This window comes from Enterobacter cloacae complex sp. P38RS (assembly GCF_014930775.1).
Classification (GTDB): Bacteria; Pseudomonadota; Gammaproteobacteria; order Enterobacterales; family Enterobacteriaceae; genus Enterobacter; species Enterobacter bugandensis.
The window spans coordinates 254,169-277,328 of the sequence record NZ_JADBRS010000002.1 but is presented as its reverse complement, the minus strand read 5'-3'; the positions used below and the strand labels follow the sequence as shown (position 1 = coordinate 277,328).

Genomic DNA, 23,160 nt, shown 5'->3' with positions numbered 1-23,160 from the left:
CAATATATAATAAACTCTATTACGTATTATGTTTTTTATTAATTGCTTTTTGATAAAGTTCAACCGTTTTATTATACATTGCGTTGAATGAGAAGTTTTCAAGGAAAAATTCATTCCCTGACTTGCCTAATTCAACACGTAAAGCACTATCATTAATTAAGTCAGCGAGTCTGTTTTTGATAGCATCAATATCTGCACGAGGAACGAGATATCCCGTTTTGCCATCAATGACAGATTCAGAAACGCCACCAACGTCTGATGCTAAAACAGGCAAGCCTGCACGCATAGCCTCGAGAATACTGATAGGGAAACCTTCCCAGTTAGAAATTAACAGGAAAATATCACTGTCTGCCAGCAAGGCATCAACGTCTAAACGTTCGCCTGTAAACAGTACATTTTCGCTAATTCCAAGATCCTGTGAAAGCTGTTTCATCTCATCTAACCTGGGGCCTTTTCCTACCAGCGTCAACGCCCAGTTTCTTGTTTCTAATCGACTCAACGCTTTCAATAGGCTTTCATGATCTTTTTGTTCTGAAAAACGAGCTACCGAAATCAACTTCACTACGTCATGAGTATGGTAAACATGAGGAGCAGCACTTTTTAACGGCACGCCATTATGGATCACCGTTTGCTGACTGGCAGACGCAACGTTATGTTCGATTGCAAGTTGTTTATCTTGAGCAGAGACTGTGATTATTTCATCAGTAATTTTACTGAATAATCGTTCAATAACAATGTACAAGCGACGTTTCTTATCATGAACACCATTTGCGAATGACCAACCGTGTACGGTGAAAACAACAGGAATTTTCAGAAAAAGAGCTGCCAACCTCCCTACAATTCCAGCTTTAGAAGAATGAAGTGCAATAACATCCGGAGAAAATTCTTTTATAATCTTGCGTATAATTAAAGCGCATTTAATATCTTTATAAGGCGATATTTCCCTTACCAGCTCAGGGATAATGTGAACTTTCACATTTAATGCGCGAACATCATCAACCAGAGCGCCTTGCTCTCCAACGATTAACTCAACTTGATGACCATCCTTTACTAAACCAGATGTCATATCACGCAAATGAGTCTGAGCCCCACCGATTTCATTCGCGCGTGTAATTATATAAAGAATTTTCATAGTTTTTGAAACAGTCCGATAAGTATATCGTTACTAACGCTCATTAACTTGCAACGAGACAGCTACACCTGGTATTAATGTCTTTTGAATGGTCCAAATCTTCCAGAAAGACCATCAGAAATACCGTAAAAGATCATCATCAACGTTTTCTTTTTTTCTTTATTAAGAATTAAAGATATTGCAGCACGAGCAAAATTAAGGAAAACCTCACGAACTTTATAACCCACTGGAATATATGACTTTCTGATCATAAAGAAGCTATTTCTGACCAAAAAGTAACGTCGCATCGGGCTATGAACAGATATTTTACGTCCTAACAGATTCAGCCTTGAATCACCAATCGTGTGAGCCATTGACGCCTGATTAGTCATTGCAACGCGATACCCTAATTTTTTAGCACGCAGGGCCCACTCCACATCAATATAATCCACGAACAATGCTTCTTCCATTTTACCAACTTTCTCGTAAACTTCAGAAGAAAAAAAAGAGCCAGATGCAATAACGTAGGTGACATCTGTTATTTCTTCTATTGGCGTTCGTTTAATAAATGGACCGATGTAGTTTGTGCCCCAATAAAATTCGTTTGTGTGCGGATCATAAAAAGAAGGACCCAGGATACCAACGTTGTACTGAGTGTACATCTTACTCATGGCGCTGATGAAATTTGCACCTAATACACTGTCTTGATCAAGAAGTAATAAATATTCGGCACCGCGAGATATAGCATTTTCGATACCAATGTTTTGCGCGTAAGAGAGCCCTCGATTAGTATCTAATTTAATCAGATCATATTTAAACTGCTGGCAGAGATCTTCAATGTCAGCTACATTCTTTGAACCATTATCAACAACTACACAGTGATCTAATTGCTGTTGAAGAGATTGAAGTTGCGCCTTAAAACAATCAAGGTCTGGATTATATGTAACAGTGACCGAGCTAATCAATTAAAACTCCTTAAATAAAATCTTATACCGTTGCTTATACTTAACCAGCATACTTCCCGTATTTTTTCTGAATGCCATCTTTCCATCCGCGGAATATATATTTTATATATGTAAGTTTTTTATCCACACAGGCGACAAACATTAAAGTACGAATTGTAGAGAAAATGATCTCTCTAAATTTATAACCAACAGGTACATATGATAATCTCATCATATAAATAGAATTTCTTGCAAGATAATAGCGTCTTAACGGACTATGTATACTAACCTCTCTTCCCAGAAAAACCTTTCGAGCATCTCCAATTGTATGACTCATTTGGGCATTTGGTACAGCATAAAAAGAATACCCCTCTTTTGCGGCCCTCAAACACCACTCAATATCAATATAATCTATAAATAATTCATCTCGCATTAGACCTACATCTTTTAATGTTTGAACAGGTACCAACATACCGGAATTAATAAGGAAAGAAACTTTAAGTGGGTCGCTGGACTCTGGATGGATACTCCTGATACGGCATCCCTGAATCAACGAAAACGGTGTTTTTGTTCCCGTTCTTGGATCATAAAATACAGGCCCAACGGCACCAACTTTATTGCCTTTTGATTTGAGATTAAGTAAGCCTTGAGTAAGGGAAGTAATAAACTCATCAGTCGGTTCTGAATCTTGATCAAAAAAGAGCACTGCATCTGAGTCAGAATTCATAATTTTTTGAAGTAAGATGTTTTGTGCTCCAGCTAACCCTAAATTCTCCGACAAAAAAATATAATTATGTTCAGGTAAGTACGTATCCTTCAGGACTTTTGCATTATTGCTAGCATTGTCCACTAAATGAATGTCTAAAAGTAATTGGGATGTTTTTAAACGGTCAACAAGCTTAGCAAGAACTTTGGTATCTGGGTTAAATGTGACTATTAACGCCGCTATCTTTAACATTTTTTCTTCCACACGTCATTAAATACCCAACAAAAATAAGCAAAATCCAATTTGCTAACCATGTAAAATATTGATCATCTATTAATTGCATCAATATTGCATAAAGAGTAATGGGGTATACGATATAATAAGCCCGGACGTTTTTGTATTTCCATGTATATATACGGCCAGAAATGAAACCCAAAAACGCCGGAAAAATAATTGAAAAATATCCAAAATCCATAAAATAAGGGCGCAAGTATGTATATATATTTGTAGGAAACGGAACAAATACCCACTCTTGGACAATATTTGCGATTTTAAAAGGATACAGGAAGCCCAGCCACAAATAAATATTTCTAAAAGAGTAGAACCCGAAGGTATCTGAGGGAGTATCAGTTAATTGTGAAAAAGCTAATATTCCACCTGACATATAATTGTAGAGATAATAAAACATCAGACTCGGGGGAGCATCTGGATATCGCAAACTCATAACTCCCAAGAAGCATAATATAAAGCCGCCGCCAAAAAGAATAACTTTCGATAATTTTAATCGTTTCGGAGTTAAAATAAGTATTGTTGACAAATAGAGTAAAACAAGTACTTTGGCACCAAGTAAAAGTAACATAGGAACAGCAAGTACAAAACTCAATAAAAATAGTTTGCGTGATGTTATAAGTAAAAAACATGAAGAGAAAAGTGATAGTAATGCTAGTCTCCCCAACAGGCCAAAATTGGCACCATCATCAGCTACAAGATATTCACGAAAAGCTGAAATATTCCAGATTGTGCTAACACTAAACTTCAGAAAAAATACCATATAAAATGACAAGATGAACGTAAAAGGTATTATATCAGGCCAGAGGCCTTTTCGCTTTACCTCCATCTTACGCATTACTTTTGGTAAGATTGTTTCACCACCAATAATAGCAGCGAGAAAAAAAGCTAAGTTGGCATAGAGAATAAAATAAACTTTAGGTAAATATTTCTCTTCAGAAAAAAAGAATGCTAAAACTGAAGAAAATAACCATAACAGAGCATGTACAACAGCTGGATGAATCCACTCAAGCTTGAGATAAAAACATAGCATAAGACCACATGCATAAACTATAATCATCGCGATTATAACATCCATTTCAGCCACCTGCTTTCATACGAATTCCAACTTTCTCAACATAAAATAAGATTAAAAAATCAACAAAAGATCTTATTAAAAATGCTGCTGCAGCCCCAAAGATCGAATAGGTAGTAGTCAAATAATATAAAATCAGTAGATAAGGGAAAAACTCAACAATATGAACAATCCCCGTCCATTTTGCATGTCCTGCGGACTGTATCTTTGCAAAGCAGATCTGGGCCACTGAATTAAATACAAAACCAACCAATAAAATCCGAAATATTTGTGCTGCATCTCCCATATATTCTTTACCTAACCATAAGCCTAAAATCTCGCTGGAAAAGATAAAAAAAGGAGTAGCAAGAATTATCGAAAAAAAGAACACCGACCACAACGTGCGACTATAGACTGAATGGGAGTCTTTTGATTTCGAATAACTCAATTTTGGAAATAATGCTCTAGCGACAGCACCTGGGAACAATGCTAATCTTGCGACCATATCTGATGGCCCAGAATAATGAGCTACAATACTTGCACCTGAAAAATGAGAAACGGCAAATCGGTCAACAAACCCCATGAGTGGACCAATTATATTACTTAGGGTAACCCATCCACCGAAACTCATCAGTTCTGAAAAAATATCCTTCCTAAAAATCCGTCGAAATTCTTTAAGGTGGCTTGCACACACTTTCCAACTTATCAGTGCCACAATCCATCTTCCTGCCACTAATCCACATACAGCAGAGGTTAGTGTCGGAGAATAAAGTACTGCAAAAAGAGGGAGTAAGATAATAAATGGACTTGTTGTGACTTGCTGGATATTAAGACTTGAGAATTTCTCGACGCCCTCAAGATAAGCTCTCCAAACTTGAGTAAGCAACAAAGCCGGCACACATAATACTAACAAACGTAGCGCTAGCGTCAATTCATTGAAAAGATCGGGGGATACATTCAAAAAGTGTGCTAACGAAGGAGCAAAAATATATGCAAGCAGAACGATAATAATACTAAGCCCGGTCACAGCATAAAGTGATGTTCCAAGAATAGCATTAACTCTTTTTTCATCGTTTCTATGTGTAGAAACAAATCGTATTACAGCTCTTGATAGACCGCCATCAAAAACACTCGCATAGCCCATAAGGGCATATGCGATAGTAAAAAGACCGAAGCGTTCCACTCCGAGTAATCGAGCTAAAATCCCCATAACGGGGATAGCCATTAATAATGGGAGCGCAAGTCCAAATATATTCCAACTGCTGTTCTTAATTAAACTCATATAATTTTACTTTTAATCAAAAAACTCATCAGTGGAGCATCTTTATCCTTTTTAGATAAAATCACATCGTCTTCTTTAGGCCAATTTATACCAATATCTTCATCATTCCAGAGAATGGAGCCCTCGGCTTCTGGATGATAATAATCCGTTGTTTTATATAAAAATTCAGTATTATCCTCCAACGTTAGAAAACCATGAGCGAATCCCTCAGGGATCCACAATTGACGTTTATTTTCAGCAGATAAAATAACACCAACCCATTTCCCAAAAGTCGGAGAATTCTTACGAATGTCGACTGCGACATCAAAGACAGCTCCAGCCACACAGCGGACTAATTTTCCTTGTGCATAGGGTTCTTTCTGGTAATGCAAACCACGAAGCACACCTTTAGATGATTTTGAGTGGTTATCTTGAACAAAATCTATTTTTTGCCCTACCGCATCTTCAAATTTTTTTTGATTGAAACTCTCCATGAAAAAACCACGCTCATCCCCAAATACTGTTGGTTCAAAGATTAATACTTCTGGGATTTCTGTTTTAATAAAATTCATCAGTTAATAACCTTTGATCATTTTCAGTAAATATTGTCCATATTGGTTTTTTGACAACGGAGCAGCGAGTTTTTTAACCTGCTCATCATCAATAAAACCTTTGCGGTATGCAATTTCTTCAGGACAAGCCACTTTCAGCCCCTGGCGCTCTTCAATGGTTGCAATGAAGTTACTCGCTTCAATCAGGCTCTGGTGAGTCCCTGTATCAAGCCAGGCAAAGCCACGGCCCATCATAGCCACGGAAAGCTTTCCTTGCTCCATGTAAATACGGTTAATATCCGTGATTTCCAGTTCACCACGTGCTGACGGTTTTAAATTCTTCGCCATCTCAACGACACTGTTATCGTAGAAATAGAGTCCCGTCACTGCATAATTACTCTTCGGTTCCAGCGGTTTTTCTTCGAGGCTGATGGCGGTACCATTTTTATCAAACTCGACAACACCGTAACGCTCAGGATCGTTCACGTGATAGGCAAAAACCGTTGCACCATTTTCTTTATTAACCGCTGCATCCATCAATTTAGGAAGGTCGTGACCATAGAAAATGTTATCCCCCAACACCAGGGCGCAATCATCGTTACCAATGAATTCTTCGCCAATAATGAAAGCCTGCGCCAGACCATCCGGGCTTGGCTGGATTTTATATTGCAGATTCAGCCCCCACTGGCTTCCATCACCCAGAAGTTGTTCAAAACGCGGTGTATCCTGCGGAGTACTAATAATTAAAATATCTCGAATACCAGCCAGCATCAGCGTTGAAAGCGGATAGTAAATCATCGGCTTATCATAAATAGGCAATAATTGTTTACTAACAGCCATTGTCACTGGATACAGACGAGTACCAGAGCCACCCGCCAGAATAATACCTTTACGCGTTTTCATTTCATCATCTCTATAGTCATAAGATGCCCACTCCCAGGCATCCCGATCATTATTAAATCGCTGTCGCTGTAAACCACTCAGTCAGCATACGCTTAACCCCCACGTCCCACTGAGGCAGTGCGAGGTTGAAATTCTGCTGGAACTTTAACGTATTGAGGCGCGAGTTTGCCGGACGTTTTGCAGGCGTAGGGTACGCACTGGTCGGCACGCCATGAAGTTGCTTTAATGCCAGTTCAATTCCTGCTTTGCGCGCTTCATCAAATACCAGAGAGGCATAGTCGTACCAGGTTGTTGTACCACTTGCAACCAGATGATAAGTCCCTGCCACTTCAGGTTTATTCAGGGCAACCCGAATAGCATGAGCCGTACAGTCTGCTAATAATTCAGCACCCGTAGGGGCCCCGAATTGGTCGTTAATAACAGACAGCTCAGAACGCTCTTTTGCCAGTCGCAGCATGGTACGCGCAAAATTATTCCCTTTACCGGCATAAACCCAGCTAGTCCGGAAGATCAAATGGCGTGAACAATTTTCACTTAACGCTTTTTCACCAGCAAGTTTGGTCTCGCCATACACATTAAGCGGCGCTGTGGCGTCCGTTTCAAGCCACGGCGTATCGCCATTACCCGGGAATACGTAATCAGTAGAGTAGTGAACAACCCAGGCCCCCAATTTTTGGGCCTCTTTGGCAATCGCCTCGACACTCGTGGCATTCAGCAGCTGAGCAAATTCGGGTTCTGACTCGGCCTTATCGACGGCGGTATGTGCAGCCGCGTTGACGATGACATCAGGCTTAATGCGGCGCACCGTTTCTGCAATGCCTTCAGGGTTGCTGAAATCACCGCAATACTCCTGCGAATGGACGTCAACCGCAATCAAATTGCCCAGCGGTGCCAGAGCACGCTGTAGCTCCCAACCCACCTGACCGGTTTTACCGAACAGAAGAATATTCATCAGGCACGATCTCCATAGTTTTCTTCAATCCAGGACTTGTAGCTGCCGCTTTTCACGTTCTCTACCCATTTTGTGTTCGCCAGGTACCATTCTACGGTTTTACGAATGCCACTTTCGAAAGTTTCCTGAGGCTTCCAGCCCAACTCCTGACCAATTTTCTCTGCATCAATCGCGTAGCGGCGATCGTGCCCCGGGCGGTCAGCCACATACGTTATCTGGTCACGATAGGAACCTTCCTTCGGCACGATTTCATCCAGCAATGAGCAGATGGTATTTACCACATCAAGGTTCTGCTTCTCATTGTGGCCGCCGATGTTATAGGTTTCGCCAATCTTGCCCTGGGTTACCACGGTGTATAACGCACGGGCGTGATCCTCTACGTACAGCCAGTCGCGGATTTGGTCTCCTTTACCGTAAACAGGCAGGGCTTTACCCTCCAACGCATTGAGAATGACCAGCGGGATAAGTTTTTCCGGGAAGTGATATGGACCGTAATTGTTAGAACAGTTAGTCACAATGGTAGGGAAACCATAGGTACGCAGCCAGGCACGGACCAAATGATCGCTGGACGCTTTAGAAGCAGAATAGGGACTGCTTGGGGCATAGGCCGTTTTTTCAGTAAACAGCGGCAGTTCAGCTCCCTTGGCCATTTCATCTGGATGCGGAAGATCGCCATAGACTTCATCTGTTGAGATATGGTGGAAACGGAAAGACGCTTTTTTATCAGCATCTAACGCTGACCAGTATTGGCGGCTTGCTTCCAGCAGTACATAGGTACCAACAATGTTAGTCTCAATAAAGGCTGCCGGACCGGTGATCGAGCGATCAACGTGGCTTTCGGCGGCCAGGTGCATCACCGCATCCGGCTGGTGCTCTGCAAAAATACGCGCCATGGCATTGCTGTCGCAGATATCGGCATGTTCAAAATGATAGCGTTCGCTGTGCGAGACTTCGGCCAGCGATTCAAGATTCCCTGCATAAGTCAGTTTATCGACGTTAATAACAGAATCTTGCGTATCATTAATAATGTGTCGTACCACCGCAGACCCAATAAAGCCTGCTCCACCAGTGACCAGAATTTTCACGTTTATTTCGCTCTTAATGTTATCAGAAACAATTAATTAGTTGCTGTCGCCCAGGTAACTATTGATAAGCTTCCAGGGCGGAGAAACTGACAATCTGCTATTTTAACTTACCTTTACATTCCAAAGTAAATCGCAGATACCGTCGGTTGGATTAAATGCTGCAGGTGCCTGTAAAAGTATCTCTCGCACGCGTTCGTAGTCGAACTGACAGCAGGCGTTGTCGAGGTCACCGAGAATAATGCTCATCTCACTCCACGGCAACATCACCTCGTTAGCAGTCCTGATACGCGGGTGCTGCGTAACGGATACATTGTCGCCGATAAGCAACTCTTCATACAGTTTCTCACCAGGCCGCAGACCCGTTGTTTTTATCGCGATATCACCATAAGGGTTTTTATCATCGCGAACGGTAAGCCCTTGCAACGTAATCATGCGGTGCGCAAGGTCGATGATCTTGACGGGTTCCCCCATATCCAGAACAAAAACATCGCCGCCCGTGCCCATGGCTCCCGCCTGGATAACCAATTGAGCCGCTTCAGGAATAGTCATAAAGTAACGCGTGATATCTTCGTGAGTCAGCGTCACCGGTCCACCTGCAGCAATCTGTTTTTCAAATAACGGCACAACTGAGCCTGATGAGCCTAACACGTTGCCGAAACGAACCATACTGAAGCAGGTTTTACTGGATTCCTTCGCCAGCGCTTGCAGCACCAGCTCCGCCATGCGCTTGGTCGCCCCCATGGTGTTGGTGGGACGAACGGCTTTATCAGTCGAAATCAGAACAAAGTTTTCAACACCGCAACTTGCCGCGGCCTGAGCGCAACTCAACGTACCAAAGATATTATTGCGCACGCCATCAAGTACGTTGAACTCGACAAGCGGTACATGCTTGTACGCCGCAGCATGATAAATTGTGTCGACGTTGAATGCTCTGATTAACCTTTCGAGATGCTCTTTATCCTGAACGTTTCCGAGGATTGGATAGATTTTAACTTTAAAATCCTGATCCAGATTCAGGTTACGCAGTTCGGAATCAATGGAATAGAGGGAGAATTCGGACAGTTCGAACAGAATAAGCTGGTTTGGCTTATTTTTAATTATCTGTCGGCATAGTTCAGACCCTATAGACCCCCCTGCCCCGGTAACCATCACTGTTTTCCCGTTGATATTACGGGATATCAGTTCCGGAATGGGTGAGACAGGATCGCGGCCCAGCAGGTCTGTAATAACGACTTTCCGCAAGGAATCAATACTTGCCTTCCCCTCCACCAGATCGACCATTCCCGGGATCGAGAGCACTTCGCACGGCAGACCTTCCAGGGTTTTAATGACTTCGTTTTTTCTGGCCCGGTTTGCGCTTGGCATGGCCAGCAGAATTTTCTTCGCTTCGTATTTCTCAACCAGCCAGGGCAGTTTTTCTGGTGCGAAGACGCTTACTCCGTGAATCACCTGACCTTGCAGGGCGCGATTATCGTCGACAAAAGCAACGGGGTAATATTCGTCCATCTGGCTCAGCGCAGGCAGTAATTGACGACCCGAAGCACCTGCACCATAAATAACTACCCGAGTGCCCAGATTCAACCCACGATTCACCAACATCCTCATTCCAAGCCGTGATCCGGCAATAAGCAGCAGACCGAATGAGAAATAGATAAAAGGAATCGTTCTCGGCAAATAGAGGTTGGTATAGAACGCTGCGATAATAAGCAAAATGGACGATATGACCATCCCCATCGTTACTACTAATAATATCTTGGCAGTAATGTAACGGATTACGGCCCGATACAGCCCTAATTTAACAAATATTGCCAGAGTAACTAAAATTATTGAGAAAATAAAAAGCCAATGCTCCGTACTATATATCGGAGTCATTGAATCAATACGCACCCAAAATGCAAACCAAAAAGCGCATAAGAGCAGTATAACATCTATGAAGAGAGTAATAATTCGCTTAATTGGTCTGGGTAAAGATATTAAATAATTTAGCATACTAAAAACTGGTCGCCTCACTAAAGCTTGCATTCAGTTTATAAAATAGTACCAGCAGGACACACTGAGTAATCGTCTACTTTAGTATTATAACCGCCCACTGTCCCCGCCTGGAGAAACGCTGCTTTCCCAATCACAGCGCTGCCCGCAAGATGGACACCAACACCTAAATGAGCGAAATCACCAAGAATGGCATCGTGATCTATTGTCGAGTGGCTATTCACAATAGTCGCCAAACCTAATTTTGCGTTGGCACCCACTATAGCTCCCGCTAACACAACAGTTCCCTCAGCAAGGGTCGCCGATGGACTGACAAATGCAAAGGGATGTATAAGCGTTACAGGATGAATACTTAAGCCGAGCAGTTGCTGATAGAGCTGCTCTCTGACTTTATTGTTTCCGATGCCAATAGCGACATGACTGACCTTACCAATATGTAACTGTAGTTCGGAAATTTTTCCAATAATCAGCTGATTAATTTCCTGGCAGGCAGAGGTATTATCGTCGAGGAAAACGATATCCTTATATCCCAGCAGTCTCGCTGTCTCGTACAGCGTACGGCCATGACCACCCGCGCCCAAAATCAATAAGTCATGCATTGACGTTGCTCTCTTTGTCTTTAACTCCTGCACCACATTTCAGTGCAACAACGAGAAGCGGGAACCAGGCGATGAGCAGCCCCACAACACCATCAATTTTGCCTGAGGCAATAAAAAAGGCGAAGGGGAAAAGCCACAGCAGATTGACGGCAATTGCCAATGATGTCACCGGAATGTGGCTGCCATATTTTCTTGCGAGGATTTGGTAGCCATGGCTGGCATGTGCTTCATAGACCTTTTTACCTGCTACGAGCCTCCTCAATAGCGTTGTCGTGGCATCGACAATAAATATGCCCAGCAAGCATAATTCTGCAATAAAGAAGTGCGAGTCAACTTTCGCAATATGCAGGATCATCAGTCCGATTGTTATCCCAAGAAAACCACTTCCGGCATCGCCCATGAAGATTTTCGCGACCGGGAAGTTCCAGACAAGAAAGCCGGCTCCGGCACCAATAAGGGCAAGCGTGAGAGGATAAAGAGTGCCTGGCGCGTCTGTATTCGGGTTGATAGCCATCAATACCGCACTACATGCAGCAAAGGTGATGGCCTCCGAGCTAGCTAAGCCATTAATCCCATCCATAAAATTATATAAGTTAAGCATCCAGACCAGATAAACGCAGCCCAGAATCATACCAACCCAGGATAAGGAAACGTCATAACCAAACAGCGTAATGACAGGGAAAGAACCTAAGAAATAGATGCCGATTGCTGCCGCAAGGAAATGCATCAACAGACGCCAGCGTGCCGCGATATGGCCGTGATCGTCAAGGAAACCGATGATGGCAACAATCAATCCTGGAATAAATAAACCCAGGAAGCTATCCAGCGTCAGCGCGCGGCTGAAATAAAACCAGACTAACGCCGCCAGGAGCGTCAGAACGATAGCCACTCCGCCCCCTCGTGGGGTTGGTACCGAATGCGAACTTCGCTGGTTTGGACGGTCAATAACGTTATGCTTAATGGCATAACCACGTAGCCCCCAGGTCAGCGCGCATGATACTAAAAAAGCGAATATCACAATCCCAAAACTCATCATTATTTATTACCTTCGATATAATATTTCGCCGTTTTTTTCATCGTTTCAAAAAGGGTTATCGGGGGCGTCCAGTTTAAATGTTTCCGGGATTTAGAGGCATCGACTTCCAGATCGCCAAACAGCTGATCGTAAATACCTCGTTTACCAACTGAAGAAAGCAATAACCTGAAGATACCCGTTGGAAATGAGACCAGTTTCGCTTTAATGCCCATTCCTGAGGCAAAGGCATTAATCATATCTTCGGTTGAAGGACGTTCTGCATCGGCGAGTAAATAGAGTTGATTTTTGGATTTCTCATTTACCACGCATTCGCTGATGAAACTGACGACATTATCCAGAGACACCAGCGCTCGCTTGTTCCTGACATTTTTAAATGGCAACGGTAGGTTTTTAGAAACCAGTTTTAAAAGGCGCTGTATATTACCCGGTGCATTTTCACCACAAATCAATGCCGGGCGAACAATGGTGATCGCCATATCGCTTTCTGCAAATTGATTAAGCAGACTCTGCTCGGCTTCTCGCTTGGAAATGGCGTAATCAGAGGTGGGTTGTGGCTCCGAGGCCTCAGTAAATGGGATCCCTGAGGTGGCATTACCGTTAACGCCGATTGAGCTTACAAAGATAAAATGTTTAACTCCGCTGGTCGCAGCATCGCTCGCTAATTTCATCGTTGCGTCGTGATTGACACGGCGAAATTCCGCTAAAGCGTCCTGAGCATCATCATTAAGGATATGCGCCCTTCCTGCGGTATGAATGACAGTGTCGCATCCTTGCAGGAGATTTAACCAGTTGGTATTGGCTGAGATATCACCCAGGTTGTAAATGCCCTGTTCAGGGTTCTCCTGCTTGCGCGTTGTTAATATCACCTCGTGTCCTGATGACTTCAACGCCTGGACTAAAGCAGTTCCAAGAAACCCGGTCCCGCCCGTCACCATTACTTTCATTGACATCCCCTATCGGCTCAATCTGATATTTACGCCCGCACGTAGTGCAGATTTGCGTGAAACTGTCTCGTTCACAACTGTTCGTTTAAAATTCAATTGTAAATGCCAGGCACGCTACCGCCCCTGGCTTAACAGCTACCAGTGCACTGAGCGATGTTTGATTAATGATTTTGCTTGTCTGGTTACAGACAAAAACTGGCGTTAATTGTCGTCCTAAACGACCTTAGAAACAAGCACAAATCGCTACAAAGCTGCTGAGATTTGAATCAGATAACCCTATGTAATCATTAAAATTAATAACAAAAAACGGCAGTTATCATTTTGGTTATGTCTCAACACCAAAAATGATAACTGCCGTTTGTTCTGGACGCGGAAGGAATATCAGTCGTTAGCCAACAGCTTCTCAATTCGGCTTCTGAACTTCGCCCCTTCCTTCAGGTTGCGAAGCCCATAGTTCACAAACGCCTGCATGTATCCCAGCTTCTTACCGCAGTCGTAGCTGTCACCTGTCATCAGCATTGCGTCAACGGACTGTTTTTTCGCCAGTGCTGCAATTGCATCGGTCAACTGGATACGATCCCAGGCGCCTGGCTCAGTTTTTTCCAGCTCCGCCCAGATATCGGCATTCAGAACATAACGGCCAACCGCCATCAGATCCGAATCCAGCGTCTGCGGCTGATCGGGTTTTTCGATGAACTCAACGATGCGGCTCACCTGCCCTTCCGTCTCCAGCGCTTCTTTTGTCTGGATAACGGAGTACTCGGAGAGATCGCCCTTCATGCGTTTCGCCAGTACCTGGCTACGGCCGGTTTCATTGAAACGTGCCACCATTGCCGCCAGGTTGTAACGCAGCGGATCGGCTGAAGCGGTATCGATGATGATGTCAGGAAGAACAACGATGAATGGGTTATCACCCACTACCGGACGGGCACACAAAATCGAGTGACCCAGACCCAGCGGCTGTGCCTGACGCACGTTCATAATGGTTACGCCTGGCGGACAGATAGACTGCACTTCTGCCAGCAGCTGGCGTTTGACGCGCTGCTCAAGCAGCGCTTCGAGTTCGTAAGAGGTGTCGAAGTGGTTCTCAACCGCATTCTTGGACGAATGGGTAACCAGGACGATTTCTTTGATCCCTGCAGCAACAATCTCGTCGACGATATATTGAATCATCGGTTTGTCGACGATCGGCAGCATCTCTTTAGGGATGGCTTTAGTGGCTGGCAGCATATGCATGCCCAGGCCTGCTACCGGAATGACTGCTTTCAAATTAATCATTATTTCTTCCACCTTAAAATGGTTGACGAATTATAGCTCTTAAACCTGTTTTCGCCAGCATGATTTGCCGTAATCCTCTGGCAATGTTACGCCTTAGCCCCACAAATTTCTGTAGTTGCAATCTGAATAGATCACACTTCTGTGCCAGGAATAGTCTCAAAAAAGAAAATTGTCGATTATCTGTGCGGAAGCGCAAAATTCAGCCTTTCCACATTCACTACCTGCTGATCCACCCGGTCAATATCCACCGAACTCTGCCCTTTCTCATTCACCGCTTTGATGTTCGCCAGCGACAGCAAGGTTCCGTCTTTGGCCATAAATTTACCCCGCACATCTTTACGCAGGTCGAAGTTGATCTTCAGCGCGGGGCCAATAGCTGCCTCCTGCATCACGTTGATATTACGTAAGAAAAGATGCTGCGGCTTATTGTGCAGCTCAAGCGTCGCCCGCTTCATCTCCACGTTGGTGATCGCTACAAAGGAGGTCGCATTACCGGATGAAATTTGAATTCCGCGCAGCTTATACGCAAGCTGGCGATTATCCAGGTGAATATTGTTGAGCTTGAAGTTCTGCGGGATGGACAAATAATCACCTTTAATTACCCCATAGCCGATTAACATTCCGGCACTATTGACCATGTCGACATTATCAATAATGAAATTATCACAGCCATAAATGGCGACCGTTGCGTTGTCTATACCCGCCTTTTTACTGAAATCGGGGGTAATATTTTTGGCCTTTATATTGCGGATAACAAAGTGTTTCCCGTTCTCAACGTGCACCAGCTGGCGACAGTTGCTGCCGGTGATATTTGCCACCACGAAGTTCTTCACGGTTTGCTTTTCCGGGTAGTCGTTATCGTAGGTGCTGCCGGCGAGGCCGATGCCGATGCCCCAGTTGATCTTACCGTTGGTGCAGTTGATGTTATCGATCACATGATCGGAGATGAGGATATTGCGGTCATTGATGGCAACGTTCCACTCGATCGCATCGCCCTGCAGATGGCTGAATTTGCTGTTGGTGATCCGGGCACCATCAACCTGATTGTGAAAGCCCTGGCGCAGGATGGCGTAGTTAGCCTGGCTCACACTGATGTTATCAATCAGCAGATTGCGCATCACGCGAGGTTTCTTGCCGCCAATGTAAATCTGCGTCACCGGCCCAAATCCGCTCATTGCCAGCCCTTTGATCGCGCAGTCCGAGCCGCGAATGTCGAGCGTGATGTTCTCCATGCGCCCGCCACCTTCACCGATCACTTTGCAGCCTTCCTGCAGCACAAAACGCCCACGTCCGTTGCCGGTCAACGCTCCGCGGATCAGCAGCGTTTTACCGTCGGGAATGAAAATGCCCGTATTGATGTTTTCGCAGGTAAGTCCGGCCGGGACAACGACGGTGTCACCGTCCTTAAACGCCTGCTTAAAAGCGGCGATCCAGTCGTTGTTATTGTACTGATTAATGGAGACCGTCTTTCCGCTTGCCGCCCGCGCCATGCGGGACGACAGCAGCGGCGAGGCCGCCAGAACAGACAGAGAAGAGACAAAGGTGCGTCGGGTAATCTTTTTCAGCATACAACCTCGGCGTTACAGCGTTTGCAGCAGGCTCGCTAACTGGCGATTGATTACCTGCTGGTTAAAATCGGTTTCAACTTTTTGTCGGGCATTCTGGAGCACAGGCTCCAGCGCCTGCTGGTCGATGTCGCTAAAGGCAGCCAATCGATCTGCAAGAGCCATCGCGTTATTCTCCGGCACCAGCCAGCCGGAATGATCAGATTTGATCAGCTCCGGGATCCCGCTGTGCTGCGTCGATACCACCGGGATCCCAACGGCCATCGCCTCCATCAGCGCCACCGGAATGCCTTCCATATCGCCATCGGTGCCCGTTACCGAAGGCAGCAGGAACACGTCCGCCTCATCGAGCATGGCTTTAACCTCATGGCTCGGCTTGAAGCCCGGCATCTCCACGACATCGTCCAGCTGATACTGTTCGATAAGCGTGCGCAGACGACGTTCCCACGGGCCAATGCCGAGAATGCGATAGTGGAACGCCACCCCACGCGCCTTCAGCTGTCGGCAGGCTTCGATGGCCACGTGCAGACCTTTCTTCTCGGTCAGACGGGCTACGGAGATGATCTGCAGCGGTTTTCCCGGCACCTTAACCGGGCGGCGAGTGAAGCGCGTTAAATCCACGCCCATACGCGACACGGCAATTTTCTCCCCCGGACAGCCCATGCTTTTCAGTCGTCCGGCCCACAGGTCGCTGATGGGCAGCATCATGTCGCCGCGGCGGAAAAGCTCCTGATACTCCGGCGTGTAGTGGTTCAGCACCTCGCGGCTGGAAATGTCGATACCGTGGAAGATGGTCGCAATTTTTCCGTCAATTACACCAAGCTCACGCAGTTTCGCGGCAGTGACCCCCGCCGGGCCAAAGTGGGCGATAAACACGTCGGCACGATACGGCTGCGCCGTTTGCCCGCAGATGGCCGACAGAATTAAATTGCGAGATTCCGATCCATAGCGGGAAACGTTCAGCGCGCGCCACGTCGACGCGCGGTGGATCCCGCGTAACGTCTGGCTGGCCCGGTAACGTAGCTTGCTCAGCTTCCCGGCCGGTTCGTCCTGCAGCCAGCGGGTCTTGGCCTCCAGCCCATACTGGGCATACGCCGCATGGGTATTTTTGGTGTCGCCCTTTTGCAGGGCGACGATCTCCACGTCATATCCCATATCGATAAACGCGGTAATTTGGTTCAGTACAAAGGTCTCAGACGACAGCGGAAATTTCAGTAAGAAGAAACCAACCTTCATTTCCCCTCCCGCACGCGGTCAAGTACCGACTTCACCATGTCAATGCCCTTCTCGCGCTCGGCTTTCACCGCCACCGCCAGGCGTTCATTGATCGCGGGCAGTTGACCCAGGGTGTCCCCCACCATTGCACCGAGCGATCCGTCCAGCAGATGACGAATATCCACGGCCATCTCCGGCATACCAAGCTGCTGCATTATCCCGGCGGACTTGTGCTCATAGTTAATGGCGATGGCCGGCGTGCCAAAGTTCATGGAGATAATTGCCGAGTGCAGACGGGTACCCACGGTCAGGTCGCAGGCTGCGAGCAGTTTGCCCATCTCCAGGTCGTTCAGCTCGTCCATCACCACGTGGTAGCGGGACGGGTCGTTCACCAGGTTGCGCAGGTTCAGCGCTACCATGCGGTCATCTTTGTTGTAGCTGTCGATGCCGGTACAGGTTGAGAGCGCCAGCACCTGGTAACCGCTGTCCAGTACGCGGTTCACCACGTCGGCGAACGCTTTCTCATAGGCTGCCTGGGTGGTGCCAAGACGCTTATCGAACGGGGCGAGTTCACGCAGGGTAATCGCAACGGTCTTCTGTTTCGCCGTCACGTCGAGCCAGTGCTGCACCGCGTAGCTCGGCTGGAAGTTATCGTCCTGGTGATCCACCAGCCAGGCGGTATCCACGCCGTGTTCTACTTTAGAGGTGTCAATTTCGCTACGCTTCATCATGTCGAGGCTGACCGATTCACGCAGGATCAGCGCGTCGCAGTGGCCAAACACATAATTTGCCAGTTGGTTAAACTGCGGATCCTGGAACGGCCCGACGCTGTGGCCGATCATAAACAGCGGCTTTTTCGCCATGAAGGTGCACAGCGCATGCTCAAACTGCGGCACGCCGTAGAGATCGACGAAGAACGAGCCGCCGACCTGAATAATGGCGTCATAGCCGGAAAGCAGACGCACGAAGTCCGTAAAGCCCTGCGCGATCGCGATGTTGCGCAGCCTGCCGGTGTCGGTGACGCGGGAAAGCAGCACCTGATGCTGGTAGCGACGGCGCAGCACTTTCTTCACGCGCCCCATCACGCCCGCGGCGTTGTTGTGCTGTTTCATCTGGCTGTAAAGCGGGTCGCCCATCACCGGGCGGTTCAGTAACCAGGATGAGCTGACCGGATAACGGCTCATCACGTCCACTTCAGTCTCAGGCTTAAGGGTGTTAATTGCATCCAGTAAACCGCGCAGGATGGCGCTGTCGCCACGGTTGCCGCAGGTATGGTTGCCAAGAATTAATAATTTCATAATGGCCTCTTAAAGAACTAGCCTGCGCGAAGCAGCGTTTTCATTTTTTCGTTACGGCAAAACTGGCGCTTCAGCTCTACCACCAGCGCGTTGCGCGAAAGCACAATCATCACGCCAAACGCCAGCGCGCCCGCGGCAACCTGCACCGCCAGCAGCGCGGCCAGCGGCAGATGCCCGCTGAGGATAATGCCCAGACCGTAGCTCACCGCCAGGGTCGGCAATGAGAGATAGAACGGCAGCCACAGGCTCAGGATGTACTGACGGTAGCTGGAGCCCAGCACCGGTTTGATCATGATGAAGTAGCTCAGAACGGTATTGACGATCTGCACCAGCAAGAAGCCCAGCGTGACGCCGATGGCGCCCGCCATATGCCCGCCGACGATAATCGCCGGAATAAACAGGAAAGTTTTGAACACATTGAACTTAAAGCTGATATCCACGCGCGCCTTCGCCATCAGCAGAGAACCAATCGGATTGCCCACGGAGCGCAGCAGCCCCACCACGCACAGCAGCTGCAGGATCGGGATAATGCCGTTCCACTTCTCGCCAAACACCAGCGGCACGAAGTTGCTGGAAACCACCATCAGTCCCAGCAGCACCGGGAAGTTGATAATCCCCACCACGGAAAGCAGCTTGTAAAAGTTGACGCGCAGCTTCTCGGTGTCGTCCTGAATCTTGGCGAACGCCGGGAACAGCACGCGAGTGATAATGGGGTTCAGCTTCATAGGAGGAACAACCGCAACGTTATAGGCCAGGTTGTAGCCCCCCGCCACGCTCGCGCCCAGGATGCGCGCCAGCACCAGCGTCGAGAGGTTGGTATTCACATAGTTAATAATGCTGTCCGCCGTCAGCCACGCACCAAAGCGCAGGTTGGACGAGACGGACGCGAGAGAGAAGTGCAGCCCCGGACGATAAATCTTGCGGCCAAAGTAGCCGAACAGCAGCGTACGCACGGCAGAGTTAACCAGGTAACCGAGGATGGCGGTCATCGCCAGCGGCCAGAAATGGGCGCTCACCACGGTAAAGGTAAAGCCCGCCAGCACCGCGCTGGTCTCGATCATGCCGATTTTATTGAACTCCAGCTCTTTTTGCATCAGCGCGCGGAACTGCTGCCCGTGCGGGATCACCACAAAGGCAAACGACAGCGTGCGCATCAGCGGGGCGAGATCCGGGTTGTGCAGCACGCTGGCGATGGTGTCGCTCAGCAGGAACACCAGCACAAAGACGAAAATCCCCAGCCCCACGTTCAGCCAGTAGAGCGTGGTCAGCTCAAGATGGCTGATCTCTTTGCGCTGGATAATCGAGTTGGCGATACCAAAGTCAGACAGCGTGTCGGCCAGCGCGATAATCACCAGCGAGACGGTCAGCAGGCCGAACTGGTGATTATCGATAATGCGCGCCAGCACCGTCATCTGCACCAGGCCGAGGCCAATGATGACGATGGTCGCCATCGCTGACCACTTGGCGCCGCTGATGGTTTTTTCACGTAAGCTCATCTTAGTACGCCGCTTTGTTCACGAAACCTTTGAAGATGGTCAGAAAAACAATCTTGATATCGAACCAGAGGCTCCACTCGCGGATGTACTCCAGATCGAACTCGATGCGTTTTTCCATTTTTTCCAGCGTGTCGGTCTCGCCGCGCCAGCCGTTGATCTGCGCCCAGCCGGTGATGCCCGGCTTCACCTTATGGCGCAGCATGTAGCCTTCAATCAGCGAACGGTACTGCTCGTTATGCGCCACCGCGTGCGGACGCGGGCCAACAATCGACATGCCGCCGGTAAAGACGTTGATGAACTGCGGCAGCTCGTCAAGCGAAGTGCGACGCAGGAAGTTACCCACGCGGGTGACGCGCGGATCATTCTGCGTCGCCTGGGTCACCACCTTGTCGTTCTCCATCACCTTCATGGAGCGGAATTTCCACACCATGATCGGCTTACCGTCCATGCCGTAGCGGGTCTGACGGAAGATAACCGGGCCGGGAGAGCTCAGCTTCACCGCCAGGGCAATGCAGCACAGCACCGGGGAGATGAGCAGTAAAATCAGGGAAGAGAGTACGATATCTTCCACGCGCTTGAGCACGCGGTTGATACCCGACAGCGGCGTGTCGTACAGCGGTACCACCGGTACGCCGTTCACCTCTTCAATGCGGGAGTGCAGAATGTTGAAGGTAAACACGTCCGGGATCAGGATCACCGAACAGGTGGTGTCCGCCAGCTCGCGCATCAGCTGCTTGATGCGGGTTTCGTCTTTCATCTGCATGGCGATATAGACGTTATGAATTTTTCCGGCCTTCGCGTCTTCAATAAGCTGCGCGTAATTGCCCGCCCAGTCCGCAGGCACGCCGCCCGGCTTCGCGTCGTGATAAATCCCCACCACTTCAAAGCCTAACCACGGCTCTTTGCGGAAGCTGTCGAGCAGCACTCTCCCGACCGGTAAATCACCCGCCACGGCGACGAAACGACGGTTATAGCCGCGGTTACGCAGCCAGCCCGCGCCAAATCGGATCAGGGAACGGCACACGACCATGCCGACGCTGGTTAACAGGTACCAGCAGAGATAGGTCACGAAGCGGTTGTCAAAATCATGGCTGAACGCCACCAGACCGGCGCTGAAGATCAGGCTCAGGGTCCAGTTCTGCAGCAGCAGCATCAGTTCGGTGGTCATTTTCACGCCGCGCCACGAGCGGTAGAAATCGGTCATCCCGCCGATCATCTGAAACACAACCAGCGCAATCAGGGCCATCAGAAGATGCATATATAAGAACGGCAGCCCGCTGATCCGACACACCGCCCACAATCCACCGACCATGATGGTGATATCAGAAAAACGCTGCACCATAGAGATTAACGATGCATTCGTTCTCGCTCGTTCGCGTTTTTTTAGATTCGTCATCGTTGTTCCTGTATTCGGTTCCCCCTCCCGCCGGGAGGGGCAATTGTTACTGATTCAACAGCGCCAGAATGTCCTTCGTTCGGGCTTCCATCAGCGCCGTATCAGCGCGGGATTCCACGTTCAGGCGCACCACCGGCTCGGTGTTGGACGAACGCAGGTTAAAGCGCCACTGCGGGAACGCCATGCTGATGCCGTCCGTACGGTCAATCTCCAGCGCATGAATGGCAAAGTGCTGTTCAACGCGGGCAATCGCCTCGGCCGGCTGCGCCAGCTTGCTGTTGATCTCCCCGCTCGCCGGGAAGGCCGCCATACGGTCGCGCACCAGCTCGCCCAGGCTCTGCCCCTTCAGGCACAGGAGTTCGGTCACCAGCAGCCACGGGATCATCCCGCTGTCGCAGTAGGCAAAATCACGGAAATAGTGGTGGGCGCTCATCTCGCCGCCGTAGATAGCGTCTTCTTCGCGCATGCGCTCTTTGATGAAGGCATGGCCGGTTTTAGACATCACCGGCTCGCCGCCCGCGGCCTTCACCACGTCCACGGTGTTCCAGGAAAGACGCGGATCGTGAATGATCTTCGCGCCCGGGTTTTTCTCGAGGAACGCTTCCGCCAGCAGGCCAACGATGTAGTAGCCTTCGATAAACTGCCCTTTCTCGTCGAACAGGAAGCAGCGATCGAAGTCGCCGTCGAAGGCGATGCCCATATCGGCACCGTGCTCGATCACCGCGTTACGGGTGTCGTCGCGGCACTCCGGCAGCAGCGGGTTAGGAATACCGTTCGGGAAGTTACCGTCCGGCGTGTTGTGTACCTTGACGAAGGTCACCGGCACGTTCAGCGCCTTAAAGCGGGCTTCCAGCGCATCGACAACCGGGCCGGCCGCGCCGTTACCGGAGTTGATGACCAGCTTCAGCGGCTTGAGGTTCGCCACGTTGATGTAGCCCAGCAGGTGGTCGATGTACTCTTTCTGCAGGTTAATCTGCTTGTAGCTGCCGCGCTTCGCGTCGTTCACTGGCGGGAAGTCGTTGGCTTCCGCGAGGCGCTGCACGTCGCGCAGACCGGTGTCGCCGCTAATCGGGCGCGCGCCCTTGCGCACCAGCTTCATGCCGTTGTAGTCCATCGGGTTGTGGCTGGCCGTCACTTCGATACCGCCGTCCACGCCGAGGTGGAAGGTGGCAAAATAGATCTCTTCGGTACCGGACAGGCCGATGTCCAGCACGTCCACGCCCGCGTCCTGCAGCCCTTTTGCCAGCGCCAGCTTCAGGGATTCACTGGTCAGACGCACGTCGCCGCCCAACACGATGGTCTTAGGTTTTAAATATTCGCCGTACGCGCGACCGATGCGCCACGCGATGTCTTCGTTCAGCTCTTCGCCCAGCTTGCCGCGAATATCGTAGGCTTTAAAACAGGTTAATTTTTCCATGATGACCCCTTTTTCAGGCAACAGTTGGCCCTGACCACTTAATGGCCAAATTTATTTTTGTCATTCGTAGGC

Annotated in this window: 20 protein-coding genes; all 20 read right to left on the bottom strand. The window is 48.3% G+C overall.

Going from position 1 to position 23,160, the window contains the following annotated elements; genetic code table 11:
* Positions 1–19: 19 nt before the first annotated feature.
* The 20 genes from IM303_RS04770 to cpsG all read right to left on the bottom strand — a co-directional run bounded on the left by IM303_RS04770 (position 20) and on the right by cpsG (position 23,088).
* Positions 20–1,132 carry a glycosyltransferase family 4 protein gene (locus IM303_RS04770; RefSeq protein WP_045629816.1) on the bottom strand — a complete coding sequence of 371 codons (1,113 nt, stop codon included), beginning with the start codon at positions 1,130–1,132 and terminating at the stop codon, positions 20–22.
* 74 nt (positions 1,133–1,206) lie between these two features.
* Positions 1,207–2,076, bottom strand: coding sequence for a rhamnosyltransferase (locus IM303_RS04765; protein WP_048999132.1), 870 nt, complete (start codon positions 2,074–2,076; stop codon positions 1,207–1,209).
* A gap of 40 nt (positions 2,077–2,116) precedes the next feature.
* The gene (locus IM303_RS04760) at positions 2,117–3,013 is read right to left on the bottom strand and encodes a glycosyltransferase family 2 protein (RefSeq protein WP_048999130.1); all 897 of its coding nucleotides are present in this window, start codon (positions 3,011–3,013) and stop codon (positions 2,117–2,119) included.
* The gene (locus IM303_RS04755; RefSeq protein WP_048999128.1) at positions 2,979–4,127 is read right to left on the bottom strand and encodes an O-antigen polymerase; all 1,149 of its coding nucleotides are present in this window, start codon (positions 4,125–4,127) and stop codon (positions 2,979–2,981) included. The genes IM303_RS04760 and IM303_RS04755 overlap by 35 nt, the downstream gene beginning before the upstream one ends.
* A 1-nt stretch (position 4,128) precedes the next feature.
* A complete protein-coding gene (locus tag IM303_RS04750; RefSeq protein ID WP_048999125.1) occupies positions 4,129–5,385 on the bottom strand; it encodes a flippase in 1,257 nt (418 codons plus the stop codon).
* Positions 5,382–5,936, bottom strand: a complete 555-nt coding sequence (rfbC, locus tag IM303_RS04745; RefSeq protein WP_048999124.1) for a dTDP-4-dehydrorhamnose 3,5-epimerase — start codon at positions 5,934–5,936, stop codon at positions 5,382–5,384. Before rfbC ends, IM303_RS04750 begins: the two co-directional genes overlap by 4 nt.
* A gap of 3 nt (positions 5,937–5,939) precedes the next feature.
* The gene (gene rfbA, locus IM303_RS04740) at positions 5,940–6,818 is read right to left on the bottom strand and encodes a glucose-1-phosphate thymidylyltransferase RfbA (protein ID WP_047174557.1); all 879 of its coding nucleotides are present in this window, start codon (positions 6,816–6,818) and stop codon (positions 5,940–5,942) included.
* Between the two features lie 52 nt (positions 6,819–6,870).
* Positions 6,871–7,770, bottom strand: a complete 900-nt coding sequence (gene rfbD, locus IM303_RS04735) for a dTDP-4-dehydrorhamnose reductase (protein ID WP_048999119.1) — start codon at positions 7,768–7,770, stop codon at positions 6,871–6,873.
* Positions 7,770–8,855 carry a dTDP-glucose 4,6-dehydratase gene (gene rfbB, locus IM303_RS04730; protein ID WP_045355505.1) on the bottom strand — a complete coding sequence of 362 codons (1,086 nt, stop codon included), beginning with the start codon at positions 8,853–8,855 and terminating at the stop codon, positions 7,770–7,772. Before rfbB ends, rfbD begins: the two co-directional genes overlap by 1 nt.
* A gap of 102 nt (positions 8,856–8,957) precedes the next feature.
* Positions 8,958–10,844 (bottom strand): nucleoside-diphosphate sugar epimerase/dehydratase, encoded by a 1,887-nt coding sequence (locus tag IM303_RS04725; protein WP_193359635.1) that lies wholly within the window; start codon positions 10,842–10,844, stop codon positions 8,958–8,960.
* Between the two features lie 38 nt (positions 10,845–10,882).
* Positions 10,883–11,443, bottom strand: coding sequence for a sugar O-acyltransferase (locus IM303_RS04720; RefSeq protein WP_193359634.1), 561 nt, complete (start codon positions 11,441–11,443; stop codon positions 10,883–10,885).
* Complete coding sequence (locus IM303_RS04715) at positions 11,436–12,479, bottom strand: glycosyltransferase family 4 protein (RefSeq protein ID WP_193359633.1); 1,044 nt, start codon at positions 12,477–12,479, stop codon at positions 11,436–11,438. The genes IM303_RS04720 and IM303_RS04715 overlap by 8 nt, the downstream gene beginning before the upstream one ends.
* The gene (locus IM303_RS04710) at positions 12,479–13,423 is read right to left on the bottom strand and encodes an NAD-dependent epimerase/dehydratase family protein (protein ID WP_045260409.1); all 945 of its coding nucleotides are present in this window, start codon (positions 13,421–13,423) and stop codon (positions 12,479–12,481) included. Before IM303_RS04710 ends, IM303_RS04715 begins: the two co-directional genes overlap by 1 nt.
* Before the next feature lie 381 nt (positions 13,424–13,804).
* Positions 13,805–14,701: a GalU regulator GalF gene (gene galF / locus IM303_RS04705; protein ID WP_041909139.1), complete on the bottom strand. Its 897-nt coding sequence runs from the start codon at positions 14,699–14,701 to the stop codon at positions 13,805–13,807.
* Between the two features lie 176 nt (positions 14,702–14,877).
* Entirely contained in the window at positions 14,878–16,269 is a 1,392-nt protein-coding gene (gene wcaM / locus IM303_RS04700) for a colanic acid biosynthesis protein WcaM (protein ID WP_192986627.1), read from the bottom strand.
* Positions 16,270–16,281: 12 nt separating this feature from the next.
* Positions 16,282–17,502: a colanic acid biosynthesis glycosyltransferase WcaL gene (gene wcaL / locus IM303_RS04695; RefSeq protein ID WP_193359632.1), complete on the bottom strand. Its 1,221-nt coding sequence runs from the start codon at positions 17,500–17,502 to the stop codon at positions 16,282–16,284.
* Entirely contained in the window at positions 17,499–18,779 is a 1,281-nt protein-coding gene (gene wcaK / locus IM303_RS04690; protein WP_063942178.1) for a colanic acid biosynthesis pyruvyl transferase WcaK, read from the bottom strand. The genes wcaL and wcaK overlap by 4 nt, the downstream gene beginning before the upstream one ends.
* Positions 18,780–18,796: 17 nt before the next feature.
* Entirely contained in the window at positions 18,797–20,275 is a 1,479-nt protein-coding gene (gene wzxC, locus IM303_RS04685) for a colanic acid undecaprenyl disphosphate flippase WzxC (protein WP_088204822.1), read from the bottom strand.
* A gap of 1 nt (position 20,276) precedes the next feature.
* Positions 20,277–21,671 (bottom strand): undecaprenyl-phosphate glucose phosphotransferase, encoded by a 1,395-nt coding sequence (gene wcaJ, locus IM303_RS04680; protein ID WP_041909129.1) that lies wholly within the window; start codon positions 21,669–21,671, stop codon positions 20,277–20,279.
* 46 nt (positions 21,672–21,717) lie between these two features.
* Positions 21,718–23,088 carry a colanic acid biosynthesis phosphomannomutase CpsG gene (gene cpsG, locus IM303_RS04675; RefSeq protein ID WP_041909126.1) on the bottom strand — a complete coding sequence of 457 codons (1,371 nt, stop codon included), beginning with the start codon at positions 23,086–23,088 and terminating at the stop codon, positions 21,718–21,720.
* Positions 23,089–23,160: the final 72 nt, after the last annotated feature.

Coding starts and splice junctions, on each gene's coding strand:
- IM303_RS04770 (WP_045629816.1), bottom strand. CDS start 1,132: ATGAAAATTCTTTATATAATTACACGCGCGAATGAAATCGGTGGGGCT.
- IM303_RS04760 (WP_048999130.1), bottom strand. CDS start 3,013: ATGTTAAAGATAGCGGCGTTAATAGTCACATTTAACCCAGATACCAAA.
- IM303_RS04755 (WP_048999128.1), bottom strand. CDS start 4,127: ATGGATGTTATAATCGCGATGATTATAGTTTATGCATGTGGTCTTATG.
- IM303_RS04750 (WP_048999125.1), bottom strand. CDS start 5,385: ATGAGTTTAATTAAGAACAGCAGTTGGAATATATTTGGACTTGCGCTC.
- rfbC (WP_048999124.1), bottom strand. CDS start 5,936: ATGAATTTTATTAAAACAGAAATCCCAGAAGTATTAATCTTTGAACCA.
- rfbA (WP_047174557.1), bottom strand. CDS start 6,818: ATGAAAACGCGTAAAGGTATTATTCTGGCGGGTGGCTCTGGTACTCGT.
- rfbD (WP_048999119.1), bottom strand. CDS start 7,770: ATGAATATTCTTCTGTTCGGTAAAACCGGTCAGGTGGGTTGGGAGCTA.
- IM303_RS04725 (WP_193359635.1), bottom strand. CDS start 10,844: ATGCTAAATTATTTAATATCTTTACCCAGACCAATTAAGCGAATTATT.
- IM303_RS04720 (WP_193359634.1), bottom strand. CDS start 11,443: ATGCATGACTTATTGATTTTGGGCGCGGGTGGTCATGGCCGTACGCTG.
- IM303_RS04715 (WP_193359633.1), bottom strand. CDS start 12,479: ATGATGAGTTTTGGGATTGTGATATTCGCTTTTTTAGTATCATGCGCG.
- IM303_RS04710 (WP_045260409.1), bottom strand. CDS start 13,423: ATGAAAGTAATGGTGACGGGCGGGACCGGGTTTCTTGGAACTGCTTTA.
- galF (WP_041909139.1), bottom strand. CDS start 14,701: ATGATTAATTTGAAAGCAGTCATTCCGGTAGCAGGCCTGGGCATGCAT.
- wcaM (WP_192986627.1), bottom strand. CDS start 16,269: ATGCTGAAAAAGATTACCCGACGCACCTTTGTCTCTTCTCTGTCTGTT.
- wcaL (WP_193359632.1), bottom strand. CDS start 17,502: ATGAAGGTTGGTTTCTTCTTACTGAAATTTCCGCTGTCGTCTGAGACC.
- wcaK (WP_063942178.1), bottom strand. CDS start 18,779: ATGAAATTATTAATTCTTGGCAACCATACCTGCGGCAACCGTGGCGAC.
- wzxC (WP_088204822.1), bottom strand. CDS start 20,275: ATGAGCTTACGTGAAAAAACCATCAGCGGCGCCAAGTGGTCAGCGATG.
- wcaJ (WP_041909129.1), bottom strand. CDS start 21,671: ATGACGAATCTAAAAAAACGCGAACGAGCGAGAACGAATGCATCGTTA.
- cpsG (WP_041909126.1), bottom strand. CDS start 23,088: ATGGAAAAATTAACCTGTTTTAAAGCCTACGATATTCGCGGCAAGCTG.